The organism is Acinetobacter sp. 3657, from assembly GCF_031456775.1.
Classification (GTDB): domain Bacteria; phylum Pseudomonadota; class Gammaproteobacteria; order Pseudomonadales; family Moraxellaceae; genus Acinetobacter.
In genome coordinates this window covers 275,590-296,813 of record NZ_JAVDVH010000001.1, presented here as the reverse complement: position 1 = coordinate 296,813, position 21,224 = coordinate 275,590, and the positions used below count along the sequence as shown (strand labels likewise).

The 21,224-nt window shown below is 39.5% G+C and carries 19 protein-coding genes; 6 read left to right on the top strand and 13 right to left on the bottom strand.

Annotated elements, in window-relative coordinates:
* Nucleotides 1-9 precede the first annotated feature (9 nt).
* The 3 genes from J2Y37_RS01350 to J2Y37_RS01340 all read right to left on the bottom strand — a co-directional run bounded on the left by J2Y37_RS01350 (nt 10) and on the right by J2Y37_RS01340 (nt 6,233).
* Entirely contained in the window at nt 10-1,116 is a 1,107-nt protein-coding gene (locus J2Y37_RS01350) for a beta-ketoacyl-ACP synthase III (RefSeq protein WP_349031598.1), read from the bottom strand.
* A gap of 46 nt (nt 1,117-1,162) precedes the next feature.
* Entirely contained in the window at nt 1,163-5,038 is a 3,876-nt protein-coding gene (hrpA, locus tag J2Y37_RS01345) for an ATP-dependent RNA helicase HrpA (protein ID WP_349031597.1), read from the bottom strand.
* 112 nt (nt 5,039-5,150) lie between these two features.
* Nucleotides 5,151-6,233, bottom strand: coding sequence for a sterol desaturase family protein (locus J2Y37_RS01340; RefSeq protein WP_349031596.1), 1,083 nt, complete (start codon nt 6,231-6,233; stop codon nt 5,151-5,153).
* Between the two features lie 424 nt (nt 6,234-6,657).
* On the opposite strand from J2Y37_RS01340, the gene ahpC reads away from it, so the two are divergent.
* Both ahpC and J2Y37_RS01330 read left to right on the top strand, forming a co-directional pair.
* On the top strand, nt 6,658-7,221 hold the full coding sequence (gene ahpC / locus J2Y37_RS01335; protein WP_004670665.1) for an alkyl hydroperoxide reductase subunit C: 564 nt from the start codon (nt 6,658-6,660) through the stop codon (nt 7,219-7,221).
* A 251-nt stretch (nt 7,222-7,472) separates the two neighbouring features.
* Nucleotides 7,473-7,688 carry a KTSC domain-containing protein gene (locus J2Y37_RS01330; RefSeq protein ID WP_004670664.1) on the top strand — a complete coding sequence of 72 codons (216 nt, stop codon included), beginning with the start codon at nt 7,473-7,475 and terminating at the stop codon, nt 7,686-7,688.
* Nucleotides 7,689-7,757: 69 nt separating this feature from the next.
* Here J2Y37_RS01330 and J2Y37_RS01325 read toward each other — a convergent pair whose 3' ends face one another.
* The gene (locus J2Y37_RS01325) at nt 7,758-8,951 is read right to left on the bottom strand and encodes an alkane 1-monooxygenase (RefSeq protein ID WP_349031595.1); all 1,194 of its coding nucleotides are present in this window, start codon (nt 8,949-8,951) and stop codon (nt 7,758-7,760) included.
* A 119-nt stretch (nt 8,952-9,070) separates the two neighbouring features.
* Between J2Y37_RS01325 and J2Y37_RS01320 the strand changes: the two genes are divergently transcribed.
* Nucleotides 9,071-10,120, top strand: coding sequence for a helix-turn-helix domain-containing protein (locus tag J2Y37_RS01320; RefSeq protein WP_349031594.1), 1,050 nt, complete (start codon nt 9,071-9,073; stop codon nt 10,118-10,120).
* Here J2Y37_RS01320 and J2Y37_RS01315 read toward each other — a convergent pair.
* Together J2Y37_RS01315 and J2Y37_RS01310 are read right to left on the bottom strand one after the other, a co-directional pair.
* Entirely contained in the window at nt 10,097-10,684 is a 588-nt protein-coding gene (locus tag J2Y37_RS01315; RefSeq protein WP_349031593.1) for a class I SAM-dependent methyltransferase, read from the bottom strand. The two genes, J2Y37_RS01320 and J2Y37_RS01315, sit on opposite strands and share 24 nt — an antisense overlap.
* A gap of 41 nt (nt 10,685-10,725) precedes the next feature.
* Nucleotides 10,726-10,941, bottom strand: coding sequence for a DUF1653 domain-containing protein (locus J2Y37_RS01310; protein WP_349031592.1), 216 nt, complete (start codon nt 10,939-10,941; stop codon nt 10,726-10,728).
* 232 nt (nt 10,942-11,173) lie between these two features.
* On the opposite strand from J2Y37_RS01310, the gene ahpF reads away from it, so the two are divergent.
* Together ahpF and J2Y37_RS01300 are read left to right on the top strand one after the other, a co-directional pair.
* Nucleotides 11,174-12,739, top strand: a complete 1,566-nt coding sequence (gene ahpF / locus J2Y37_RS01305) for an alkyl hydroperoxide reductase subunit F (RefSeq protein ID WP_349031591.1) — start codon at nt 11,174-11,176, stop codon at nt 12,737-12,739.
* A gap of 158 nt (nt 12,740-12,897) precedes the next feature.
* Nucleotides 12,898-13,209: a hypothetical protein gene (locus tag J2Y37_RS01300; RefSeq protein WP_121929693.1), complete on the top strand. Its 312-nt coding sequence runs from the start codon at nt 12,898-12,900 to the stop codon at nt 13,207-13,209.
* Nucleotides 13,210-13,271: 62 nt separating this feature from the next.
* On the opposite strand, the gene J2Y37_RS01295 is transcribed toward J2Y37_RS01300, so the two are convergent.
* Both J2Y37_RS01295 and J2Y37_RS01290 read right to left on the bottom strand, forming a co-directional pair.
* Nucleotides 13,272-13,883, bottom strand: coding sequence for a glutathione binding-like protein (locus J2Y37_RS01295; RefSeq protein ID WP_004671656.1), 612 nt, complete (start codon nt 13,881-13,883; stop codon nt 13,272-13,274).
* A gap of 237 nt (nt 13,884-14,120) precedes the next feature.
* Nucleotides 14,121-16,577 carry an ExeM/NucH family extracellular endonuclease gene (locus tag J2Y37_RS01290; protein ID WP_349031590.1) on the bottom strand — a complete coding sequence of 819 codons (2,457 nt, stop codon included), beginning with the start codon at nt 16,575-16,577 and terminating at the stop codon, nt 14,121-14,123.
* A 184-nt stretch (nt 16,578-16,761) separates the two neighbouring features.
* On the opposite strand from J2Y37_RS01290, the gene trmB reads away from it, so the two are divergent.
* On the top strand, nt 16,762-17,478 hold the full coding sequence (gene trmB, locus J2Y37_RS01285; RefSeq protein ID WP_349031589.1) for a tRNA (guanosine(46)-N7)-methyltransferase TrmB: 717 nt from the start codon (nt 16,762-16,764) through the stop codon (nt 17,476-17,478).
* A 230-nt stretch (nt 17,479-17,708) separates the two neighbouring features.
* Here the strand turns inward: trmB and J2Y37_RS01280 are convergent, their stop codons facing one another.
* From J2Y37_RS01280 to J2Y37_RS01260, 5 genes are all read right to left on the bottom strand, one after another.
* Nucleotides 17,709-17,906, bottom strand: coding sequence for a hypothetical protein (locus tag J2Y37_RS01280; RefSeq protein ID WP_349031588.1), 198 nt, complete (start codon nt 17,904-17,906; stop codon nt 17,709-17,711).
* 67 nt (nt 17,907-17,973) lie between these two features.
* Entirely contained in the window at nt 17,974-18,201 is a 228-nt protein-coding gene (locus tag J2Y37_RS01275; protein WP_005196612.1) for a hypothetical protein, read from the bottom strand.
* 114 nt (nt 18,202-18,315) lie between these two features.
* Complete coding sequence (locus J2Y37_RS01270; RefSeq protein ID WP_004671664.1) at nt 18,316-18,531, bottom strand: cold-shock protein; 216 nt, start codon at nt 18,529-18,531, stop codon at nt 18,316-18,318.
* Nucleotides 18,532-18,814: 283 nt separating this feature from the next.
* Entirely contained in the window at nt 18,815-19,558 is a 744-nt protein-coding gene (locus J2Y37_RS01265; protein WP_349031587.1) for an ABC-type transport auxiliary lipoprotein family protein, read from the bottom strand.
* Complete coding sequence (locus tag J2Y37_RS01260; RefSeq protein WP_349031586.1) at nt 19,548-21,209, bottom strand: MlaD family protein; 1,662 nt, start codon at nt 21,207-21,209, stop codon at nt 19,548-19,550. Before J2Y37_RS01260 ends, J2Y37_RS01265 begins: the two co-directional genes overlap by 11 nt.
* Nucleotides 21,210-21,224: the final 15 nt, after the last annotated feature.

The window sequence follows — 21,224 nt, the reverse complement described above, 5'->3', positions numbered from 1 at the left end:
TTCACAAACTTATGCAATATGCTTTTGCACAATGATCGAACCGACTGAATAACCTGCACCGAATGAAGAGATCACGGCGTATTCACCATCATTGACCTGTTCACCTGTACGATGCATCGCAATGATCACACCCGCTGATGAGGTATTTGCAAACTCATCTAAAATGATTGGCGCACGCTCTAAATCAGCCTCTTTACCTACAACTAATTTTAAAATCAGTTCATTCATATTGGCATTGGCTTGGTGTAACCAGAAACGCTTAACCTGCTCAGCTGTCAATTCAAGTTTTTCCAATTGTGCAGTAATGATTTTTGCAACAAGTGGGCAAACTTCTTTAAAGACCTTACGTCCATCTTGACGGAATAATTTATCATCCACTACCGCATCTTCACTACTGTTCAAGAAACCAAAGTTATTACGAATATTGTTTGAGAATTGCGTGAACAAATGAATATCTAAAATTTCATAACCTGATTTTGTTTCAGTTTCTTCGATAATCGATGCTGTCGCAACATCACCAAAAATAAAGTGTGCATCACGGGTACGATAGTCTAAATGACCTGATGTAATCTCAACATTGAGCAGTAAAACACGGCGAGCACCACACTTCACCGCATCATAGGCTTGCTTTAAACCAAACGTGGCAGCAGAACAAGCCACATTCATATCGTACGCATAACCTTGAATGCCAAGTGCGGATTGGATCTCAATCGCCACTGCTGGATAAGCACGTTGCATATTTGAACAAGCTAAAATCACAACATCGATGTCTTCTGCAGTAACACCTGCATTTTCCATCGCTTGTTTGGCTGCGATCACACCCCACTCTGCCTGAAGTGAAAGCTCATCATTGCTACGTTCTTGTAAATGAGGACGTAAACGCTTTGGATCAAGAATACCAGACTTCTCAACCACATAACGGCGCTGAATACCTGATGCTTTTTCAATAAACTCAGGACTTGAACCGCGTAATGGCTCTAATTCACCCGCTGCAATTTTGTCAGCATGTTCTTGGTTATATTGTTCTACATAAGCATTTAAACTTTCCACCAATTCTGCATTGGAAATAGATTCGGTCGGGTGAAATAACCCTGTACCTGTTATACGAATGCCCATGTAAAACTCCTGTAAAGAATGGTTCTAGCTTTCATTATTGCTCAGTTTAACCGATTGATAATCGATCCCATAGTTTTTGTAATCTATTTGGTGAAATTGGCAGCTTTGTTTTCATCGGTTGAGAAAACAAGGAAATTCGCAACTCCTCCATCATCAAGTACAATTCTTTGATTTTAGGATCATTTTTAAATTTAAATAGCTTGTCCATCCAAGGATCGACTTCATCAATTGCCGCAAGATCTCTTTGTAGATTATTGGGCAATCTATCTAAACGCAATAGCAAAGCTTTTAAATAACGCGGGTATTCCTGCCAAAGATCAGCGGGACGACTATAAACAAAGTTTGCGAGGGACATAAGATCCAGTTGATCTTCGATGTCATCTACACTTCGAGTAAAAATAGTTTGATCGAGGACGAGCAATTCACGGCGAACTTGCTGCCATTGAGTAAATATTTCAGTCAAATCAGTCAATGTCTGCTGACCCAAAGATAAAAAATGCTTTTTGGTATTTGCCAATAAGCTTTCAAACTCTACGGCATCAATAGGAAGTGTTTGAATCGAAACTTGCAAAGTCGCGTAAACCAACATTTGTTCCAACTTTGCTTTATCACCTAATGGTGAATAAGCCAATGCTAATGGTTTTGAAATTTGCTTCTTCAACTGACGAATCAAATCACCAAGTTGCATGTGAACAAGGCGAATTACCCCTTCTCTATGCTGTTTAATTGCTTCTTCTTGATCGTTAAAAGTCTGAATCACAACACCTGATTCATCTTTTACATCCAAATCAGCAAATGCTTTACTTGGTACAAGTGCTTGATATTGTTTCACCAATACACCCGTCACTTTTTGTGAAGCCTCAAAAACAAAATGCTCAGGAAAAGTTTTAAACTCACCCTCATGTTGCTTTACAGCACGATGCGTTTCTACACGACAACGCGCTTTTAACTCATCCAAGTCACGACCTTGCGCGATTAATTTACCTTTTTCATCGAGAACTTTAATAAAAGGAATAAGGTATTGATCAATTCGTTCAAAAGAAAAATCTTTTTCAGTGATTTGCTCACCGCGTAAGGCAAAAGCCAAATAACTAAATAAATGTTCACGCAAATGAACTGCATCTATGCCTTGAATCAACTTTCGTGCTGTATCTGGAATGGGAACAATATTTCGACGTTTATCTTTTGGCAATGCTTTTAACAGCGCCTCAATTAAATTTTGTCGCCAACCTGGAATGCCCCATGACCATTGATTTTCATCAACTTGTGCTAAGGCTTGCACTGGAATCTTCACAGTTGCGCCATCTTCATCATGACTTGGGTCAAAACGATAGCTGGCAGCCAAGCGCAATTGTCCATTATGCAAATAATCAGGAAACTGCTGTGTAGTTGGGCGATCATTCATCCACAAGGCGTCATCATCAACAAATAAATAACGTGGATGTTCAGGCTCTACCGTTGCTCGCCAATCTTCAAAACTACGACGGCTGGCGATTTCGGTCGGAACTTTATTGGCATAAAACTGGTAAATCGTTTCTTCGTCGACCACCAAATCACGACGACGTAATTTGTCTTCAACGCGCTCAACTTCTTCAAGCTTTAATAAGTTGTGCTTTAGGAATGGTGGAGTAATCCCCAAATGCCCTGTCGTTAACGCATCTCGTAAAAAGATTTCATGTGCAGCAGCTTGATCCACTTTTTCAAAATTGATCAGCCGCTTAGGTTCAATAATCAACCCAAATAATGAAATCTGATCATAGGCGTTGACGATACCCACTTTTTTCGACCAGTGCGGTTCAAAATAGTGGTGTTTCAATAAATCGCCAGCAGCCAATAAAATCCATTCAGGATCAATTTTCGCCAACGTCCTCAAATAGACTTGAGAAGTTTCCACCATCTCAAATGCCATCACCCAAGCGGTATTGGTCTTATGTAAAGTACTGGCTGGAAATACCTTGGCTTTTTGTTGGCGCACCGCCATAAAGGTATTTCGTTCATCGGTTTTGTTGGCAATAAAGGAAAGTAAACCTGTTAACAAAGCACGGTGTAAATTCTCATAATTGGCTGGTTTTTCATTAAAGCTGAGTTTTAAACCTTCAGCCAATTCAACCAACTGCTGATACGTTTGTTTCCATTCACGTAAACGCAACCAACTTAAAAAATGGTTCCGGGCAAATTGACGACGCTTACTTTCTGATTGAGTCTCTGGGCTGGTTTGTAAGGTATCCCATAGCTTTAAATAGAATAAAAAGTCAGAATCAGTTTCTTTAAATAAGGCATGCTTTTGATCCGCCTGCATTTGTTTATCCGCAGGACGTTCACGCGGATCTTGAACAGCCAAAGCACTGACAATAACCAAAATTTCTTTCAGCACACCAAAATGCGCACCACCAATAATCATACGCGCCAAACGAGGATCAATCGGCATACGTGCCATCATTTGACCGATTTTGGTTAACCCACCTTTCTTCTTATGGGCGGATTGAGTGTGCTCATTATAAGCTCCCAACTCAACCAACAACTTACGCCCATCATTGACTAAACGGAAATCAGGTGGCTCGATAAAATCGAAATCTTCCAAATCGCCCAATCCCAAACTTTGCATTTGTAAAATCACAGACGCAAGATTGGTTCGCTTAATTTCTGGTTCGGTAAACTCTGGGCGGCTAAGGAAGTCATCTTCACTATAAAGACGAATACAGACACCTGCTGCAATACGTCCACAACGCCCTTTACGTTGGTTCGCCGCTGCCTGTGAAATCGCCTCAATCGGTAAACGTTGTACACGCGAACGATAGTTATAACGTGAAAGACGTGCAAAACCACTATCAATCACGTAACGTATATTCGGTACAGTAAGTGCCGTTTCAGCAACGTTAGTGGCAATAATAATCCGTCGCCCTTTTCCACTCGGACTAAAAATCTTTTGTTGTTCTGCAATCGCTAACCGTGCATATAGCGGAAGTATTTCAGTATGACGAGGGCCATGTTTTTGCAGGGTTTCTTGTAATTCCCGAATCTCTTGCTCAGTGCTGGCAAAAATTAAAATATCAGCATGTTCAGGATGACCTTTGCTATCCGCATCAGCAAAACATTCTTCTACCGCTTGTACGACCGCACGCGGTAAATTTTCCTCAAAATCATCAAACTCGTCATCATCACTGCCGACAATATTCAGTTCAGAAATTGGACGATAACGAAGCTCAACAGGGAAACTCCGCCCTTCAACTTCAAATACGGGTGCATTGTAAAAATACTGACTAAAACGATTTACATCAAGCGTGGCTGAGGTCACGATCACTTTTAAATCTGGGCGCTTCGGCAAAAGCTGCTTTAAATAGCCCATGATAAAATCAATATTGAGCGAACGCTCATGTGCTTCATCTATAATAATCGTGTCATATTTTGATAAGAATCGGTCATTGGTCAGTTCAGCAAGCAGAATACCATCCGTCATTAAACGAACAATCGAGTCTTGTGACCCTTGCTCATTAAATCGAATTTTAAAACCAATGGATTCGCCTAACTTTTCGCCCACTTCTTCCGCGATACGCTGCGATACACTTCGCGCCGCCAAACGACGTGGCTGAGTATGCCCGATCATGCCTGTCAAACCACGACCTGCCAGCATTGCAATTTGAGGAAGCTGTGTGGTTTTACCTGAGCCAGTTTCCCCCGCCACAATGATCACTTGATGCTTTTGAATCGCTTCAATCAAACGATCTGCATAGCGCGTAACAGGTAGGTCTTGGTTAAGCTTGATCTTTGGGAGACGCGCCAATCGCTGTTTAACTTTATGATTCGATTGTGCAAATAGTTTTTCAATTTCTGCTGTTTCGGTTTTTTTATCTTTGCGCAGTCGATTTAAACGGTGGCGGTCACGCGCCATAACCCATTGATCTACATTTAAATGACTCTGCACTGAACAGCTTTCCTGAAAATAAAATAATCGGCTATTTTACGCTTTAAAGTGTTGCTATGCAAAGTAACTGCACCAATCCGGTTGGGAAATTGATGCATATTGATCAATATCTTCAGGATTTAGATGACGAATCAAAGCGCTGAAGAAAACGTTTTACGTATTTTTTAAAAGGCCAAGTGAACTGCTTCAAAAAACTATTTGGAATCTTATAGCCTACCGTACCATACACACTCGCCAAATGATTTGGCATATACACGCTTTTAAAAATGACATCATACGCAGGGATAAATGCAGCATAATTTTTATCAATTGCAGGCTTTTCAGAAGAATGATGCCAATGATGAAACTCTGGAGTGGCAATAATCCAACGCAAATAAGGAAAGCGAAAACGTACATTTGAATGAATAAATATGGCGTGAAAGGAAATAAAGATCAGGTACGCAAACACGGCTGAAGTGTGAAAACCTAAAAGAAAAATAGGTAAAGTTGCTAAAAAACGTGTCATTAACACTTCAACAGCATGCAAACGCGAAGATGCCAGCCAATCCATATATTCAGTAGAATGATGAATGGCATGAAAACGCCAAAGGAAATTCACTTCATGCATCGCTCGGTGCAGCCAATACACCACAAAATCCACAACAATCAGTAACTCGATGAACTGTAACCAAATCGGTTGCGCCTGCACATAAGGCACAATTGGATTATTGGGTAGATGGGTGATCCAATATTGAATTGGCATGACCGTTAAAAACGTGAATAACTGAATACCAATATGACTAAACATGAAATATTTCATATCTGTCACCCAGCCAACCCTAAGAATTTTTTGCTCAGGATTTTTGGCAAAAAAACCCTCAAGTGGAATAAAAATAACAGCCAAGATTACAAGCGTCAGAACGAAATAATCAATCCCAGCATAGAAAGGAAGACTTGGAAGTATCGGTGCTTTGATCAAGCCACAGCCGAGAACTGCTGCAACTAAAGCAAAACATAATCCGTAAAACCCATATCGATTTTGACGAATGATTGAGCTATATGCGCCAAAACCGACACTCAGAACAATAGCCAATATTAAACTAAAATAAAATACATCATGATATTGCACATAAAATGGGCGAAGTTCTGGTGTCGTTAATACTGTGGGAAATAAAAAACACAAAGCGCCGAATATACTTAGCAGACCTAAGGACATTGAAATAAAAGCGCTAATTTTCCCCAAACCCATATTCAGTTCTAAGTTTTCGAATCTTGTTCTTAAATGATCAGTCATTGTTGGTGTTAATTCGCTATCTATTCGAGCAAAAAGCTCACAAATTAAATTATAGTCTAGAAATTAAACATTTTTTATATATTTTTCCATTCTACCCTTGAATTTTAATGATATAGACTGCATGTTGTCTAACGCATTAATTTTAAAATCTCCTGTCATCTTGACGTCATCAACTTGAAGTCAAATCAGGATAGATTGGGTGAAAATGTGGATTTAAATCGATCAATTCATTTTTCCGATTCTAATCATGTAAAAATACCATTTCCCCAATAATTAAAAATTAACTATTCTATATCTCGTAAACACTTTCCTCGTTTAAAGATATACCGCAATCATGGAGACAATGATGAGCTTGATTAATACTGAAGTTAAACCATTTAAAGCTGATGCATTCCGTAACGGTGAATTCATTCAAGTAACTGAAGCAGATCTTAAAGGTAAATGGTCTGTTCTTATTTTCATGCCAGCTGCTTTTACATTCAACTGTCCAACAGAAGTTGAAGATGCTGCTGACAACTATGAAGAATTCAAAAAAGCTGGTGCGGAAGTTTATATCGTAACGACTGATACTCATTTCTCTCACAAAGTATGGCATGAAACTTCTCCTGCTGTTGGTAAAGCTCAATTCCCATTAATTGGTGATCCTACTCATCAATTAACACGCGCTTTTGATGTTCATATTGAAGAAGCTGGTTTAGCACTTCGTGGTACGTTCATCATTAACCCTGAAGGCGTAATCAAAACTGCTGAAATTCATGACAACTCAATTGCTCGTGATGTATCAGAAACTTTACGTAAACTTAAAGCTGCTCAATTCGTAGCTAGCCACCCAGGTGAAGTTTGCCCAGCGAAATGGAAAGAAGGTGAAGCTACCCTCGCTCCATCTATCGACTTAGTTGGTAAAATCTAATTCATTAGATTCAACCAATACGTCCGAAACCACCCTTTTTTGGGTGGTTTCTTTTTGTCTAAAATATTTATAAATTCCTGCTAGTCTGTGCTTCGTTTTAATTGCAAATTTTTTACAATTCTTATACTTATATCTTCATAGCAAAGCTCATTTATCAATTGTCAGCTTCTGAGACTTGGAGTACTGTCAAATGACGGAATAAAGCTTTTTTTATATGGACATGAGTCTACTATTGATATGGGGGCAAATGTATGGAAAAAACTGTTATCGTAACTTCTTGGAAATATGACGTTTCTTCACGCTATTTAAAAATATTTTATAACAATGGTTCAGGTGAACTGTACCATCCTGTACCAAAATTTATTTACGACAACTTACTTCGCTCGACCGACAAAGCTGCATTTGTACATAAGTATCTTGAGTTTGATCTACATTTTAAACGACTCTCTATTTCAGCTTCCTCATAAAAAAATCAGCCCGATTGGGGCTGATCTTTGTTGTGACAACGAAGTCTGCGAAATACCAACGCTTCCTAATCACGCGACATCTGCTTGCTCTGCATATTTCTCAAGCATTTTTTCTTTGGCACTCGGATACATGTTGATTTTAGCTAAATCACCGTTGTAGTGCTGCACGACTCGATCATCCATAATTTTTGACCACCATGCAGGAACAAATGCAGGGAGAATCATTGCACCATAGCCCGCGGGTAATTGAGGTGCATCTTCAAAATGACGTAAGGTTTGAAAACTTCTCGCTGGATTGGCGTGATGGTCCGAATGTCGTTGTAATTGGTACAAAAACAAATTGGTCACCACATTATTATTGTTCCAACTATGTTCAGGCAATGTTCGCTCATATTTTCCATTGGCTTGCTTTTCACGCTTTAAACCATAATGTTCGATGTAATTTACAGATTCAAACAGCGTTACTGCATACGCCGCCTGAGTCACTTGAAACGGTATTGAACGTACACCAAATTTGCTAAACATCGCTGCATGATAAATGGCTGACATTGCCCAGCCATGTAAGAGCTCATTTTCTTTACATAAAAATGGTAATTTTTTACGAGCTAAACGGCTCTTTTCGATTTCAATCGCGGACTTAAAACTCCCAATGACTGTACGTGGTAAAAATTTCCAAAATGTTTCACCAAATTGTGATGAAGCAGGATCTTCTGGTGTAGCGACACGACGATGGTGGCCATAAGGGTGTTCTATACGGAAATGGTTATAACCTGATGGTGCTAATGCCAGATGCGATAAATAATGTTCTAGCTTGCCACTTTTATGACTCAACTCATGTGCAGTATTAATCGCGACACCATTCACCATACCGATTAATGTTCCCAATAAAACTTGATCGGCGACAGAGGTATTGTTGCGACTAGCGAGATATGTACCGTAGATATTTACAGCGTATTGCAAGGGAATATACAGTTTAACAATACGCGCATAATATGGATCAGCTTCCAGATCTGCGATTGCATCAATCGGTGGGTTTTCAGCGTCTTCACCAATCAGTTTATCCAAACTCGGAATAACACCATGCAAAAACAAAGGACCAAATGAAGCAAAAAACTTTTTCGTTTTTTTAGGACCAAACTGATAACCAGCTAAGCCACTCATGGCAATTGCAGGTACAGCCAAACCTAATAACCACCAATGACGTTTTTTATCTTTGAACCGTGTTGTTGCGTGCTCTACATCCAGTTGAGTATGCATATTCATTAGAAACTCCTCAATCAATTACTCTTTTTGCTTCCATCAATTGTGTTCTTTTAAAGTGAGTCTTTATTATCATTTTAAGACTTGGTATTATCATTTTAAGACTATATGGATTGTTAATTGTGCAAAACCAACAAATTCCTGTCATTCCTTCACGTTACTATCTACGACTGATTGATATTTTAATTCAAACAAATCAATATGATAATAACCTATTAATGCAATTACGTGATCAACTTTCTACGACTGAACTCCTTAGCATTCAACAGATTGAACAATTTATTGAAATGGGTTTAAACCTCCCCAATACCAAAGACCTCGCATTCCAATTAGGCAAAAATATCAAGCTAAGCTCACATAGTCTGGTGGGTTATGCCCTCATGACCAGCCCACATCTTGAACATGCTTTACGACTGATCGCTCAATACTTCAGACTGATTATGCCAAGCTTTAAACTCACGATTCAGTTTCAACACGATCAGCAAAAAGTTGAGTTATTATATGAACCGATATTACAAATGAATAAACAATGTCTTGCCTTCCATATCGAAGCGATTGCAGTGGCTTTTTATTACAGTTTATTAGAATTAGCTGGAAACCAATTACAACGATATCAGGTTTATCTCAGTGTACCCGAACCAAAATATAAAGAACAGTATATCCATTTAATCAAAGCTAATTTTCATTTTAACGATCATTGGATTACAGGCGTTCGCGTGATTATGGATCAACAGCAGCTCTCACTTCCCTTGCCTTTAGCCGATGCCCATAGTTTAAAAGTGGTCGAACAACGTTGTCAGGAGCAAATTCAAAGAATTTATCATCAGGGAGAAATTGTCGAATGGGTTAGTATGATGCTTCGTCAAGCCAATCAAATCCCGACATTAAATGAATGTGCAAAAGTCTTAAATATTTCGACCAAAACATTGCAACGTTATCTGCAAAAGTACGGTGTCGAATTCCACCAACTAAAGCAAAAGATTAGTACCGAACGAGCCATTGATCTATTAGAAAATTCTAAGTTTACCATTACCCATATTGCCTATGAATTAGGGTACTCAAACCCCGCCAACTTCACCCGCGCTTTTAATAAAATACAAGGGTGTAGTCCACAGGCCTATCGTTTAGAGCATCAGAGTAGAAGTCAGCTATTTGACAACAACCATACATAAACCAGCGCCCACTGGTAAAATACTACTCATATAGTGTTCATCTTGTTTAATCAATTCTAGCATTGGCTTAACTTCGGCTGGATGCGAAATGACATTGTCAATAATCAAGGTGCTGCCAGAGGATTTTAATAAGCGTTTTAAGTCTTCCCAATAACTCACATAACTGCCACGTTCTGCATCTAACAAGATGAGATCAAAGGGTTCCATTGCTTGTTTCAAATAGTCAGCGGCATCACCCACCCAAAAATCAATAAACCCTTCCAACTCAAAATCTTCTGCATATTTTTTAGCTTGAGCGCTACGAAATGCATTGATTTCTAAAGTTAATAGCTTCCCTTGAACCGTTTTGGCTGCTTCAGCCAACCATAAGGTGGAGTATCCTGTGGACGTTCCAATTTCAAGAATGCGTTTTGATTGCTGAGTACGTACCAGCATTGCCAGTAATTTAGCTGATTCTGCTTCAATATTGCGATAACGCCTTAGACGATCAGACTGTCGAGCATCATGTTGTTTAAATTCATCGTATAAATCAGCAATACGTTGCAAGAAAACAGTGTTGGTCATATCTGATTCTCCATGATGCTCAAACTAGAAAAATATCGCGTTTAGGTCGCTTGTATCAGCTTAAATCTTTGAATAACTTGCCCTTCAAGCTGAACAGTTTCAGTAAACATGGTGAGTGGGCGTACCCACATCGAGTAATCACCATATAAGCATTGATAAACCACCAACTCTTCTTCTGTTTCACTATGTCGAGCCACGTTAAACACCTGATAAAGCTGCCCTTTATAATGTTGATAAATACCACGCTGTAACGCCATCTCGCTTACCTTTTTAGTTATGCCATGAAATGATTGCAGTTATATAACAAGATCAATGCTGATCAAACTTTTAAATAGATGAATGATCAAAAATACGACAGGTACAGCGTCAATCCAAAAAACCGATCAAACCCATAAAAACATACTGTTTTACCTATTTAGTGCTTTTGCGTACTATAGCCTCATTGAATGAATTTAGCCGACTAGAATTGTTGAGAATTTGGAGACATCGATGTTAGATCAAAATATTAAAACTCAATTAAAAGCTTATTTAGAACGTTTAGAAAGTCCGATCGAGTTGGTTGCTGCTTTAGATGATTCCGACAAAGCGGCAAAAATCAAAGAACTGGTCACTGAAATTGCGGAATTGTCTGATCTAGTAACTGCACGTTTTGATGGTTTAAACGCTCGCCGTCCAAGTTTTGGGGTGGCTAAAGCAGGCGAACAGCCACGTGTGTTCTTTGCTGGCTTACCGATGGGACATGAGTTTACCTCTTTGATCTTGGCATTGTTACAAGTGTCTGGTTATGCTCCTAAGATCTCTGATGAGGTTTTAAATCAAATTAAAGGCTTAAACCTGAAAGCAAACTTTGATGTGTTTATTTCATTGAGCTGTCATAACTGTCCAGATGTGGTTCAGGCATTGAACTTGATCGCGATCAACAATCCAAATACCACCACCACCATGATTGATGGTGCATTCTTCCAAGACGAAGTGGAACAACGCAAAATCTTGGCTGTACCGATGGTATTCCAAGATGATCAACACATTGGTCAAGGTCGTATGACTTTGGAAGAAATCATAGCCAAGTTAGATACCAACTCAGCAGAGAAAGATGCAGCAGCGATCAATGCCAAAGATGCCTTTGATGTCTTGGTGATCGGTGGAGGTCCTGCTGGGGCAACCGCAGCGATCTATGCGGCTCGTAAAGGGATCAATACCGGTATCGTGGCAGAGCGCTTTGGTGGTCAGGTGATGGATACCATGGATATCGAGAACTATACCTCTGTACAAAAAACCGTCGGTCCTAAGTTTGCTGCCGAGATGGAAGCGCATGTGCGTGAATATGATGTCGATATCATGAACTTGCAACGTGTCAGCAAAATCATCGGTGCAGATCAAACAGCATCTGGCTTGGTTGAAGTTGAACTTGAAAATGGTGCCAAGCTAGAATCAAAAACCATCATTCTTTCTACAGGTGCGCGTTGGAGAGAAATGAATGTACCAGGTGAAGCAGAATACCGTACTCGTGGTGTGGCGTATTGTCCGCACTGTGACGGCCCACTCTTCAAAGGTAAGCGTGTTGCAGTGATTGGTGGCGGGAACTCAGGTGTAGAAGCTGCGATTGACCTTGCTGGCATTGTTGAGCATGTCACGTTGGTGGAATTTGATACCAAACTTCGTGCCGATCAAGTGTTACAAAACAAATTAAACAGCTTGCCAAATACCACCGTGATTCTGAATGCATTAAGTACTGAAGTGTTGGGTGATGGTTCTCAAGTCACTGGCTTAAAGTATAAAGATCGTGCAACTGATGAAGAACATGTGGTTGAACTTGCAGGGATTTTCGTTCAAATTGGTTTATTACCAAACACCGATTTCTTGAAAGACAGTGCGGTTGAACTCAGCAATCGTGGTGAGATCATGGTGAATGATCGTAATGAAACCAATGTCAAAGGTGTGTTTGCTGCGGGTGACTGTACCACTGTGCCTTATAAGCAAATTATTATTGCGACGGGTGAAGGCGCTAAAGCATCACTCTCTGCCTTTGATTATATGATTCGTTCGGGTAATTAACTCAGCTTAAAAACATGTGCGCGCATTTACATTTTCAAATGTAAGTGCGTGTTTTTACAAGTTATCAACAAATATTCAACTTTATTCTCTATCCGCTTTGTGTTTATATTTTTGCTATCCATTGTTTTTGGATGCCACAATGAAAAGGAAATATGAAAATGAATAAATTACTTGTTGCTTTAGGTCTCGCTGCTACTGTTGCTCTTGTAGGCTGTAATAAAGATAAAGCACCTGAAACAGGGGCTACAACTGGCGAACACTTAGAGCATGCTGCTGATCAAGCGGGTCATGATGTTGCAACAGCTATTGACACTGCTGGTGACCAAATCGATGCTGCTGCTGATCACACCGCAACTGCTACTGCTGAAGCTGCTGCGGATACCGAAGCAGCTGCACGTGAAGCTGCTGCAAATGCTGCAGGTGCTGTTGAATCTACAGCTGCTGATGTGAAAGAAAAAGCTCAACAATAATTCGTTGAGATTAAAAAAAAGCCTCTGTGATCAGAGGCTTTTTTTAATGTAACAATTCAAAACTAACCTAGTAGCCCTTCATCACGCATCGCAATTTGAACTGACTGGCGTTCGGCAACTTTATTGCGTAAAGCGATAATGTTGATATAAGGACTTAAGTCATGTTCGATATGATTTGACCAGTTGGTCAGCACAAACAAATATGCATCTGCTGGGCCAAAATTATCATCTACTAAATAGTCGTATTCAGATTCAGCTAAATAGTGATCGATAAATTTAAGTAAACGATTCACTTCAGCATAAGCTTTGGTCTTTTCATCTTCCGTTAATTTACCACCGAAAAAAACAGCATAAGCATCATGCAGTTCAGAGTTCAAATAGCCTAACCACTCTAGGACTTTGGCACGTCCCATACCCGATGGCGGAATTAAATCTTGCTTAGGATCATACTGAGCCAAGAATGGTAAAATCGCAACATTCTCGGTCAAGATTAAACCTGGATTAATTTCTAAGGCTGGGACATAGCCTTTTGGATTGATCTCGTAATAATCTGCACCTTTCTCAGTCTTATGGGTTTTTAAATCAACGCGTTCTAAATCAAAATCTACATTAATTTCATTTAAAATAATATGTGCTGCCAATGAGCAAGCACCAGGTGAATAATACAACTTCATATTTGATCCTTGTTATCTAACTCTTCTGTTCTAAAACGCTTTATCAAAATTTGCAAAATCTGTTTTTACAAATTTGTCAGTAAAAGTAAAAATACCGAATAATTTGACTATTAGTGAAATTTCATTATTTTGCAAGTGCTCTTATGTCAAATTTTTATAGGGATCGTATACGCCCTGTGCAAATAGATTTCTTCCAGAAAAAGAGCAGCTTAATTTCTGCTCTTTTTCTCGGTTAGATTAAAGTTTTGCTTTTCTTGAACGTGTTGAATAACCAGCGAGACCTAATAGTCCAAGTATCGATAACCAGCCAAAGCTACCCGATGAGCTTTTGTCAGTAGATGCTTTGACTTCATCATCCTGCAAATCTAAATCAACAATCACAGGATCGTGATCAGAAGAACGATAAGGATCTTCTGCAAAGAATAATGCTTTTTGCTCATCCGTTTTATATTCTTCGTTGTAATCCAATACCGTTGGCTCGTCTGCATTTATATGCCAAGCAAAGGCTTTTTTTACTTTGCTATATAAACTCGCATCCGCAACGGCATGATCTAAATTACCTGCACCACCATAACCATCAGCATTGCTCGACACGCCAAATACATAACTATAGGCTTGCTCACCCTGCCCTATATTTTTGTCATTGAGTAGCACTTTATAGTTAGCTTTTTCTAGCGCTAAGATAGGATCTTCTTTGGCATAACTGTTTAGATCTCCCAAAAGTAACATGTTCGGTGTTTCAACTTGCGTTGGGTTTTTCGCCATCCATTGAATCAGTTGTTCTACAGCTTTAATACGTGTTGGATTCCAGCAGCCTTGACCATCTTTTTGATCAGCATCTAATGAGTTTGCGCTTACACCTGAGCAACTTTTAGATTTAAGGTGGTTAGGAATCACGGTAAACATGTGTTTTCCTGAGAGTGGCTGGAAAGTCTGTGCAATCGTAGTTCTATTTTTATCGCCCAAATCAAAGACCACTGGTTTATTGACTGGCTTCACTCGTTTACTGTTATAAATAATCGCAACAGCAATCGCATCCGTACCTAACCGATCTATATTTTCAGGGATCACATATTTCCAATCAGCACCTAAAGCACGGGTCAAATATGCGATAGCGCTATCCTCAGCATAACCATTGTTGGCGATTTCCATCAATCCATAAACATCAGCATCGATTGCACGTAATGCACTCACAATCTTGAGATGCTGTTTTTCAAATTCTACTTGCGTTGTCGCGCCACGTTCAGTCGGGAAGCCATTCTTACCATTATCGTAGTTCAATACATTAAATGCGGCTGCGCGGATCAATTTGTCATCTTTGGCAAACACACTTGGTCGTTCGGGTGTTGGCTTTACGATGGTTGGGAGATTACGTCCCTGAATTGGTTGAATACGCCAGCCATTAAAACGATATTCTAAAATTCCCTCTACATTTTGCAGTTGATCACCAACGCGTAGCGTATTGGTTGCGCTAAAGTTCTGTGGCAGCCAAGGCGTTCTATTTTGATTGCTATAGCCATCATCCAAAATGACTTTTGATAATAGGTTCTTCTGTGCTAAGGCTTTTGCTTCTGTGGACATTGAGGGATATAGGTTTGTTGGAATAAATAACCGTCCCAGACTGACGGATAACTCACCATATCGACCATAATTATAATTTTCACTGATCGTTAATGTTTGGGGTAATTTAACCAACATGCCTTGATACAGCTGTGGCGAATGTACAGTTCCAGTCAAAGCACTAAATGGTAAATCAATTGATTTCGGCTGAATGTGACTCAGCATATTGGTACTACAAACTTGAATATCTTGTTGTAACTGATCGATTTGGAGTTGATTTTGATAAGCTGCTAAACGACCACGTAGGATAACCTCCTCACCGATCTGACCACCTTTAACGGTACTACTTGCTGGAATATAAACAAAGATCGCATTGCTCACATTTGCTTTTGCCTTGCTATCAGGTGTCTGAACATAGAAACCTGAAAAACCATTGCTATAGCGGTAGTCCGCCGTAATTACACCACGTACCGTATAATTTTGATCTTGAGCGGCTGTATTTAGATCAGCGATCGCCGTATTTGAACTAGAACAACTGACAGTTTCATTTACAGGTGGTGTAGTCGTTGAACCTGATAAGTTAGAGAAGTCATTACGATCAGTCCATGCTTTCCATGCACTGTCTAAATCAAAACTCGTCGTCGGGTCAATTTCTGTCACTGGGTTTGTACTTTGGATTCGAGTAAAACTATTCCCTTTACTTTGAACTGTTGTCCCCCAACCATTCTCAGGTTGCTCCCCGACTCGCCCAAAACGATCAACCACTTTGCCTTTGTGTAGCAGCACGATCGCATCATCACCATTAAATGACAGTGAAGCCACCTGATTGACCTGTGACCCGAGCACAACTTGTAACTCTGTGTGACCAACTAAAAATTTCGCTTTACTGGCCAAGTTACCCTGTAATTGGAAAGCAACCGTTTTTGTCAATGCACCATTATTAAATTGCTGTATTTCATAGTCTGCGAGATTCGCACTGGTCGCATCTGGATTGTAAATTTCCAAGCCCTTTTTATTACGACTGCCATCCACATATTGGCTAAACATCAATTGTGCATGTGCGATAGAAAATGTCGTCGAAGCCCCGATTAAGCCCAAACAAATCGCGATAGAGTGAAATTTAAATGTCTTCATAACTTTTTTACTTAATGTTCAAATCGCCACTAGCCTATTCAATCTCTGTGACAGTGCGATGAAGAATTTCTTACAAGTTTTAGCTCATCGAGCAACAGATCCGCCAAATAAAATCATTTAAAGGTTTGACTTGCCCCCATGAACACTTAAAATACGGCATTTCTATATTTATATCTCCAGAATCATGTCAAACGATCAGTTAGAAACGCAAATTACGGAACTCGAAAATTTGTCTGAGCACCGCGAAATTGTGACGTTTATGCGTCGTTCAGCTCCGCTCAACACTTCACAACGTACTGCGTTGGAAGATTATCGTGATTTAATTTTGGAATATCCTGTTGGTGATTTACGCCAGCATTTTGAACATCCTGAACGCCCACTAACCGTAGAAATTGGGTTCGGTATGGGACGTTCTTTAGTTCTTATGGCAAAAGCCAATCCTGAACGTAATTTTATCGGAATTGAAGTACACATTCCCGGTATTGCTCAATGTGTATTTGAAGCAGGCATGGCAGGTCTTAAAAATCTATTTGTGCTTGATGCTGATGCAATTCAAGTACTGCGTGAAATGCCAGACAACAGTATCGACTGTGTACAACTTTACTTCCCCGATCCTTGGCAAAAGAAGCGCCATTTCAAACGTCGTTTTGTGATTCATGAGCGTATGCAACTGGTTGAGCAAAAGTTAGTACTCGGTGGTACTTTCCACGCCGCGACTGACTGGGAACCGTATGCAGAATGGATGCTTGATGTTTTAGATAATCGTCCAAATCTGGAAAACCTAGCGGGTAAAGGCAATAGCTATCCTCGCCCTGAATGGCGTCCCGTGACCAAATTTGAACGTCGTGGGATTGAATCTGGTCACAAGATCAATGATTTTATTTTTAAAAAAATAAAATGAGAATCCAAGCTCTTCCAATACGACCTAAAAAATAACTTAATAGCATTAAATATCATTTATTTAATGCTATTTCATTTTCCGACAGTATCCAAGATATTCCGATAAATGCTAAAAATTTTTAGTTTTGAAATAGCCACAAGTCGAATTATTTTTAGGGCTTTAGTAGATTAACATGGTAACTAGGACCAACTCTTTCCGCCCCACACAATCCTGATGAAGGTTCGAGTTGTTTACAAAATTTCGAAAATCTTTCCACTTAACATACTTTGAAAATACATTTCAAACCCAGGACGAATATCTTCATCATCAACTGTAATATGTTTTATATTTGAAAATGATTGAGTATTTTCAAAATTACTATTAACTGTAGCCTGAATAAAGTGCTTAACACCAAATTGATCTATTACACCGATACTTTGTTTAAGCATTAATATACCTTGATAAAATTATAAGAGATAAATAATTAATTTAATTACTCAGAATCTACAACTCTGTTTAAGCAACCCTATGATTTAACTTAAATAATTTATTCAATGAGGTGTAAAAAGTACGACCATCTAGGTTCAAATCAACTTCAACACCAGACTGAAGAAGAACTTTTTTGCCCACTTCAATTGTTTTTAAACCTTGACGTGTATTTTGCATCTTATTGACTGGAATTAGCGATACTATAATTTCTGTACCATTAGGAGCTTTTGCGATTAAATCATTTATTTTTAACAATTTACAGCCTATTATTTTAGGTTTTTCAGATCTGAAAAACAACTTTGAAATTAAATTTTGAATTATAAAAAAGTACTAATAAATAGTACTTTTTTTATCAATGCTTGTTATTGCTTAGATAGCAATAATATTTACAGCATTCGGTCCTTTTTGACCTTGAGCTACGCTAAATTCAACCATTTGACCTTCAAGTAAGGTTTTAAAACCAGAACTAGAAATTTCGCTAAAATGAGCAAAAACATCTGGACCTGATTCTTGTTGAATAAAACCAAAGCCTTTAGTTTCGTTGAACCACTTTACAGTACCTTTAACAACATTCGAGTTTGACATAATATATCCTATTAATTTTTAATAATTTATTGAGTTTAACTTTGAAAATAATAAATAATGAAACTTAAAATCTGAAAAAACGAAGGATTATTACTAAAACTGCGATACTTAAAGAAGATTTACCGAAACAAAACTTTTTTCTAGTTAAGTTAACTATACACTAAAAATGAAAATAATCAAGTTTTCTGATATATATATTTACTTTTCTTATAAAAGTAACGGCAATCGTAGAAAAATGGCTCGGCTTTTCCATGAATGATAACCCCAAATCGGTAGTTTAAACTTAAGCACAGGTAACGCTTTCCATCACGACAGGTGTATTGGCTTCTGTAGCAATGACAGAGGCCGCAATTGCTTCGACAACCTGACTCAGAGACTGCCGTGAAACATTGACAATATCAACAATTTTATTGCCATCCGCACGAACAGAATTAGTAAATGCCATTCGACAACTGAGCTGACGGTTAGGCACAACAGCATTCTGTGCGCCTGTTGGTTGATTCAATGGTCTTGCTGGATCATCACGTTTAATAATCCAAGCCACAGCCACCTCAATATCCCGATTTATCGCGCCGATTAAAGAACGCGTGTTGGAGTATTCGATAATATCAAAACGAGAAAAATCCGTTGCAATACGATAGGACACTTTGCCACCCGTCATACCACTACTATAACGATCCACAGCACCCAATTTCTGTTGTAGGCCCGCAGATAACCCATCCCGTAGCTCAGCCCCTAAAGTGGAAGTCCAGCGTTCATTGCCCAATACATGAGATTTACCACTACTGTCCTGCAAGACCATTGGTGCCCTGTTTAAACGGTCTGGCAATCCCACAGGCAGTACTTCAATCACCCGTACATTTGAACTTACCAACGGTTTAACTGTTGGGGTTAAGGCATAGTAGTTTGGTGTAGGAGAGCTGGAACATCCTGCTAAACCCACAACCGCCAGTAGCAGGCCGTAACCTGCTCTACTACACTGCGGAAAATAGGACAAAAAATGTGAGCTATTTTTTTTATTTACCATTCTTAACCTCAGGCGTTTTCCCACGAATGAGTGATTCTGGGTGTTGTTCAATATAGTCTGCCATTAACTGTAAAGAAGCGGCAGCACGTGTCATTTGCTGTAAAGCACGGCGTACATCCTGTTGCATTGGCGCATCACTCGATAGAATGGTTTCAGTAGAGCGCATGGTTTGACGTACATCATCCAATGTCGCCTGTAGTCCTGGGGCAACTTTACCATCTAACTGCTTCACTAATTTATCTGTAGAGCTAATCGCTGAATTCATATTATCGAGTGTTTTACGGACATCCTGCCCAATTTCCACTAATGGGAATTTATTCAATTTATCCGCAATTTGCGATACTTGTGCTTGTAAACCTTTCAACTCCGTTGGTGTTGTTGGCACCTCAATCACACCGTTTGATCTGATGATTAAGTTTGCTGGTTTTGCTTTAGGGAATAAATCAAAGGCGATATAGTTCTGCCCTGTCAGTAGATTTCCTGTACGCATCTGAGCACGCCAGCCCCTTTCGATGAAACGTTTAAAAATTACACCGTCAGGATCGAGTTCTTTGCCATTCGCTAAACGAGATGGATAAATCACCCCCTCAGCCCGCATACGGATCTGAGTATAATTTGCATTAAACTCAGCATTAATCGACTGTATATTTCCAATTTCAATACCCATAAAGTCAATCGGCGCGCCTGCCGACAAACCGCGTAGAGACTGATCAAAATACATGATGATGCGATGTGATTTTCCATCTGGCTCTTTCAATGCTTCAGTACGAGAATCCCATAAATTAAAACGACTTTGATCAGCAGCAGCGGCAGCATGTGAGTTTTCAGGATAACCAAAGGCTATTCCGCCAGCGATAATACTCACCAGTGATTGTGTATCCAGCTTAAATCCTGATGCACTTAAGCTTACATCAACACCACTAGCCTGCCAGAAACGCGCATCTGTCGTCACGAACTTATCATAGGGTGCTTGAATAAAAGTTTGTAGCTCTACACTCTTACCATCTTTAGCCAACTGATAAGCTGTGATTTGCCCCACATTGATCTGACGATAATAAATAGGAGAACCAATATCCAGTGAGCCTAAATTATTGGCTTTTAGAAAAAAGATTTTACCCGGTACATCGGATGAGATGACTGGCGGTACTTCCAGACCAGTAAATTCGTTCTGCTTTTGTTCTGCCCTACCACCATCAACCTCAATATAAGCACCCGACAATAAAGTATCAATTCCTGAAACGCCACTCGCACCTATTCGAGGACGAACCACCCAGAATCGTGAGTCTTTTGCAGCAAAATTACTGGCATCCTTACGCAGTTCAATTTTTGCAATGACATGTGAACGATCGTCTGCAAGGTCAATCTGGCGAACCAGACCGATATCCAATTGTTTAAAACGAACTGTCGTCTTGCCTGCAACCAATCCTTCAGCAGTTCTAAAAGAAACATTAATGGTCGGACCAGTATCTAATACCGCTTTGACTGCCAACGACAGACCAATCAGAAGTGCGATAAATGGAATCAACCAGATCAGCGATGGCCGCCACCGTCCTTTATTTTTCTCAGGCTCAGGCAAAACCTGATGCGTTTTCTGTACAGCATTAGGATCCTGATGATCTGAGCTTTCGTTGTTCGTTTTATTTTCAGACATACACACCCATCATTG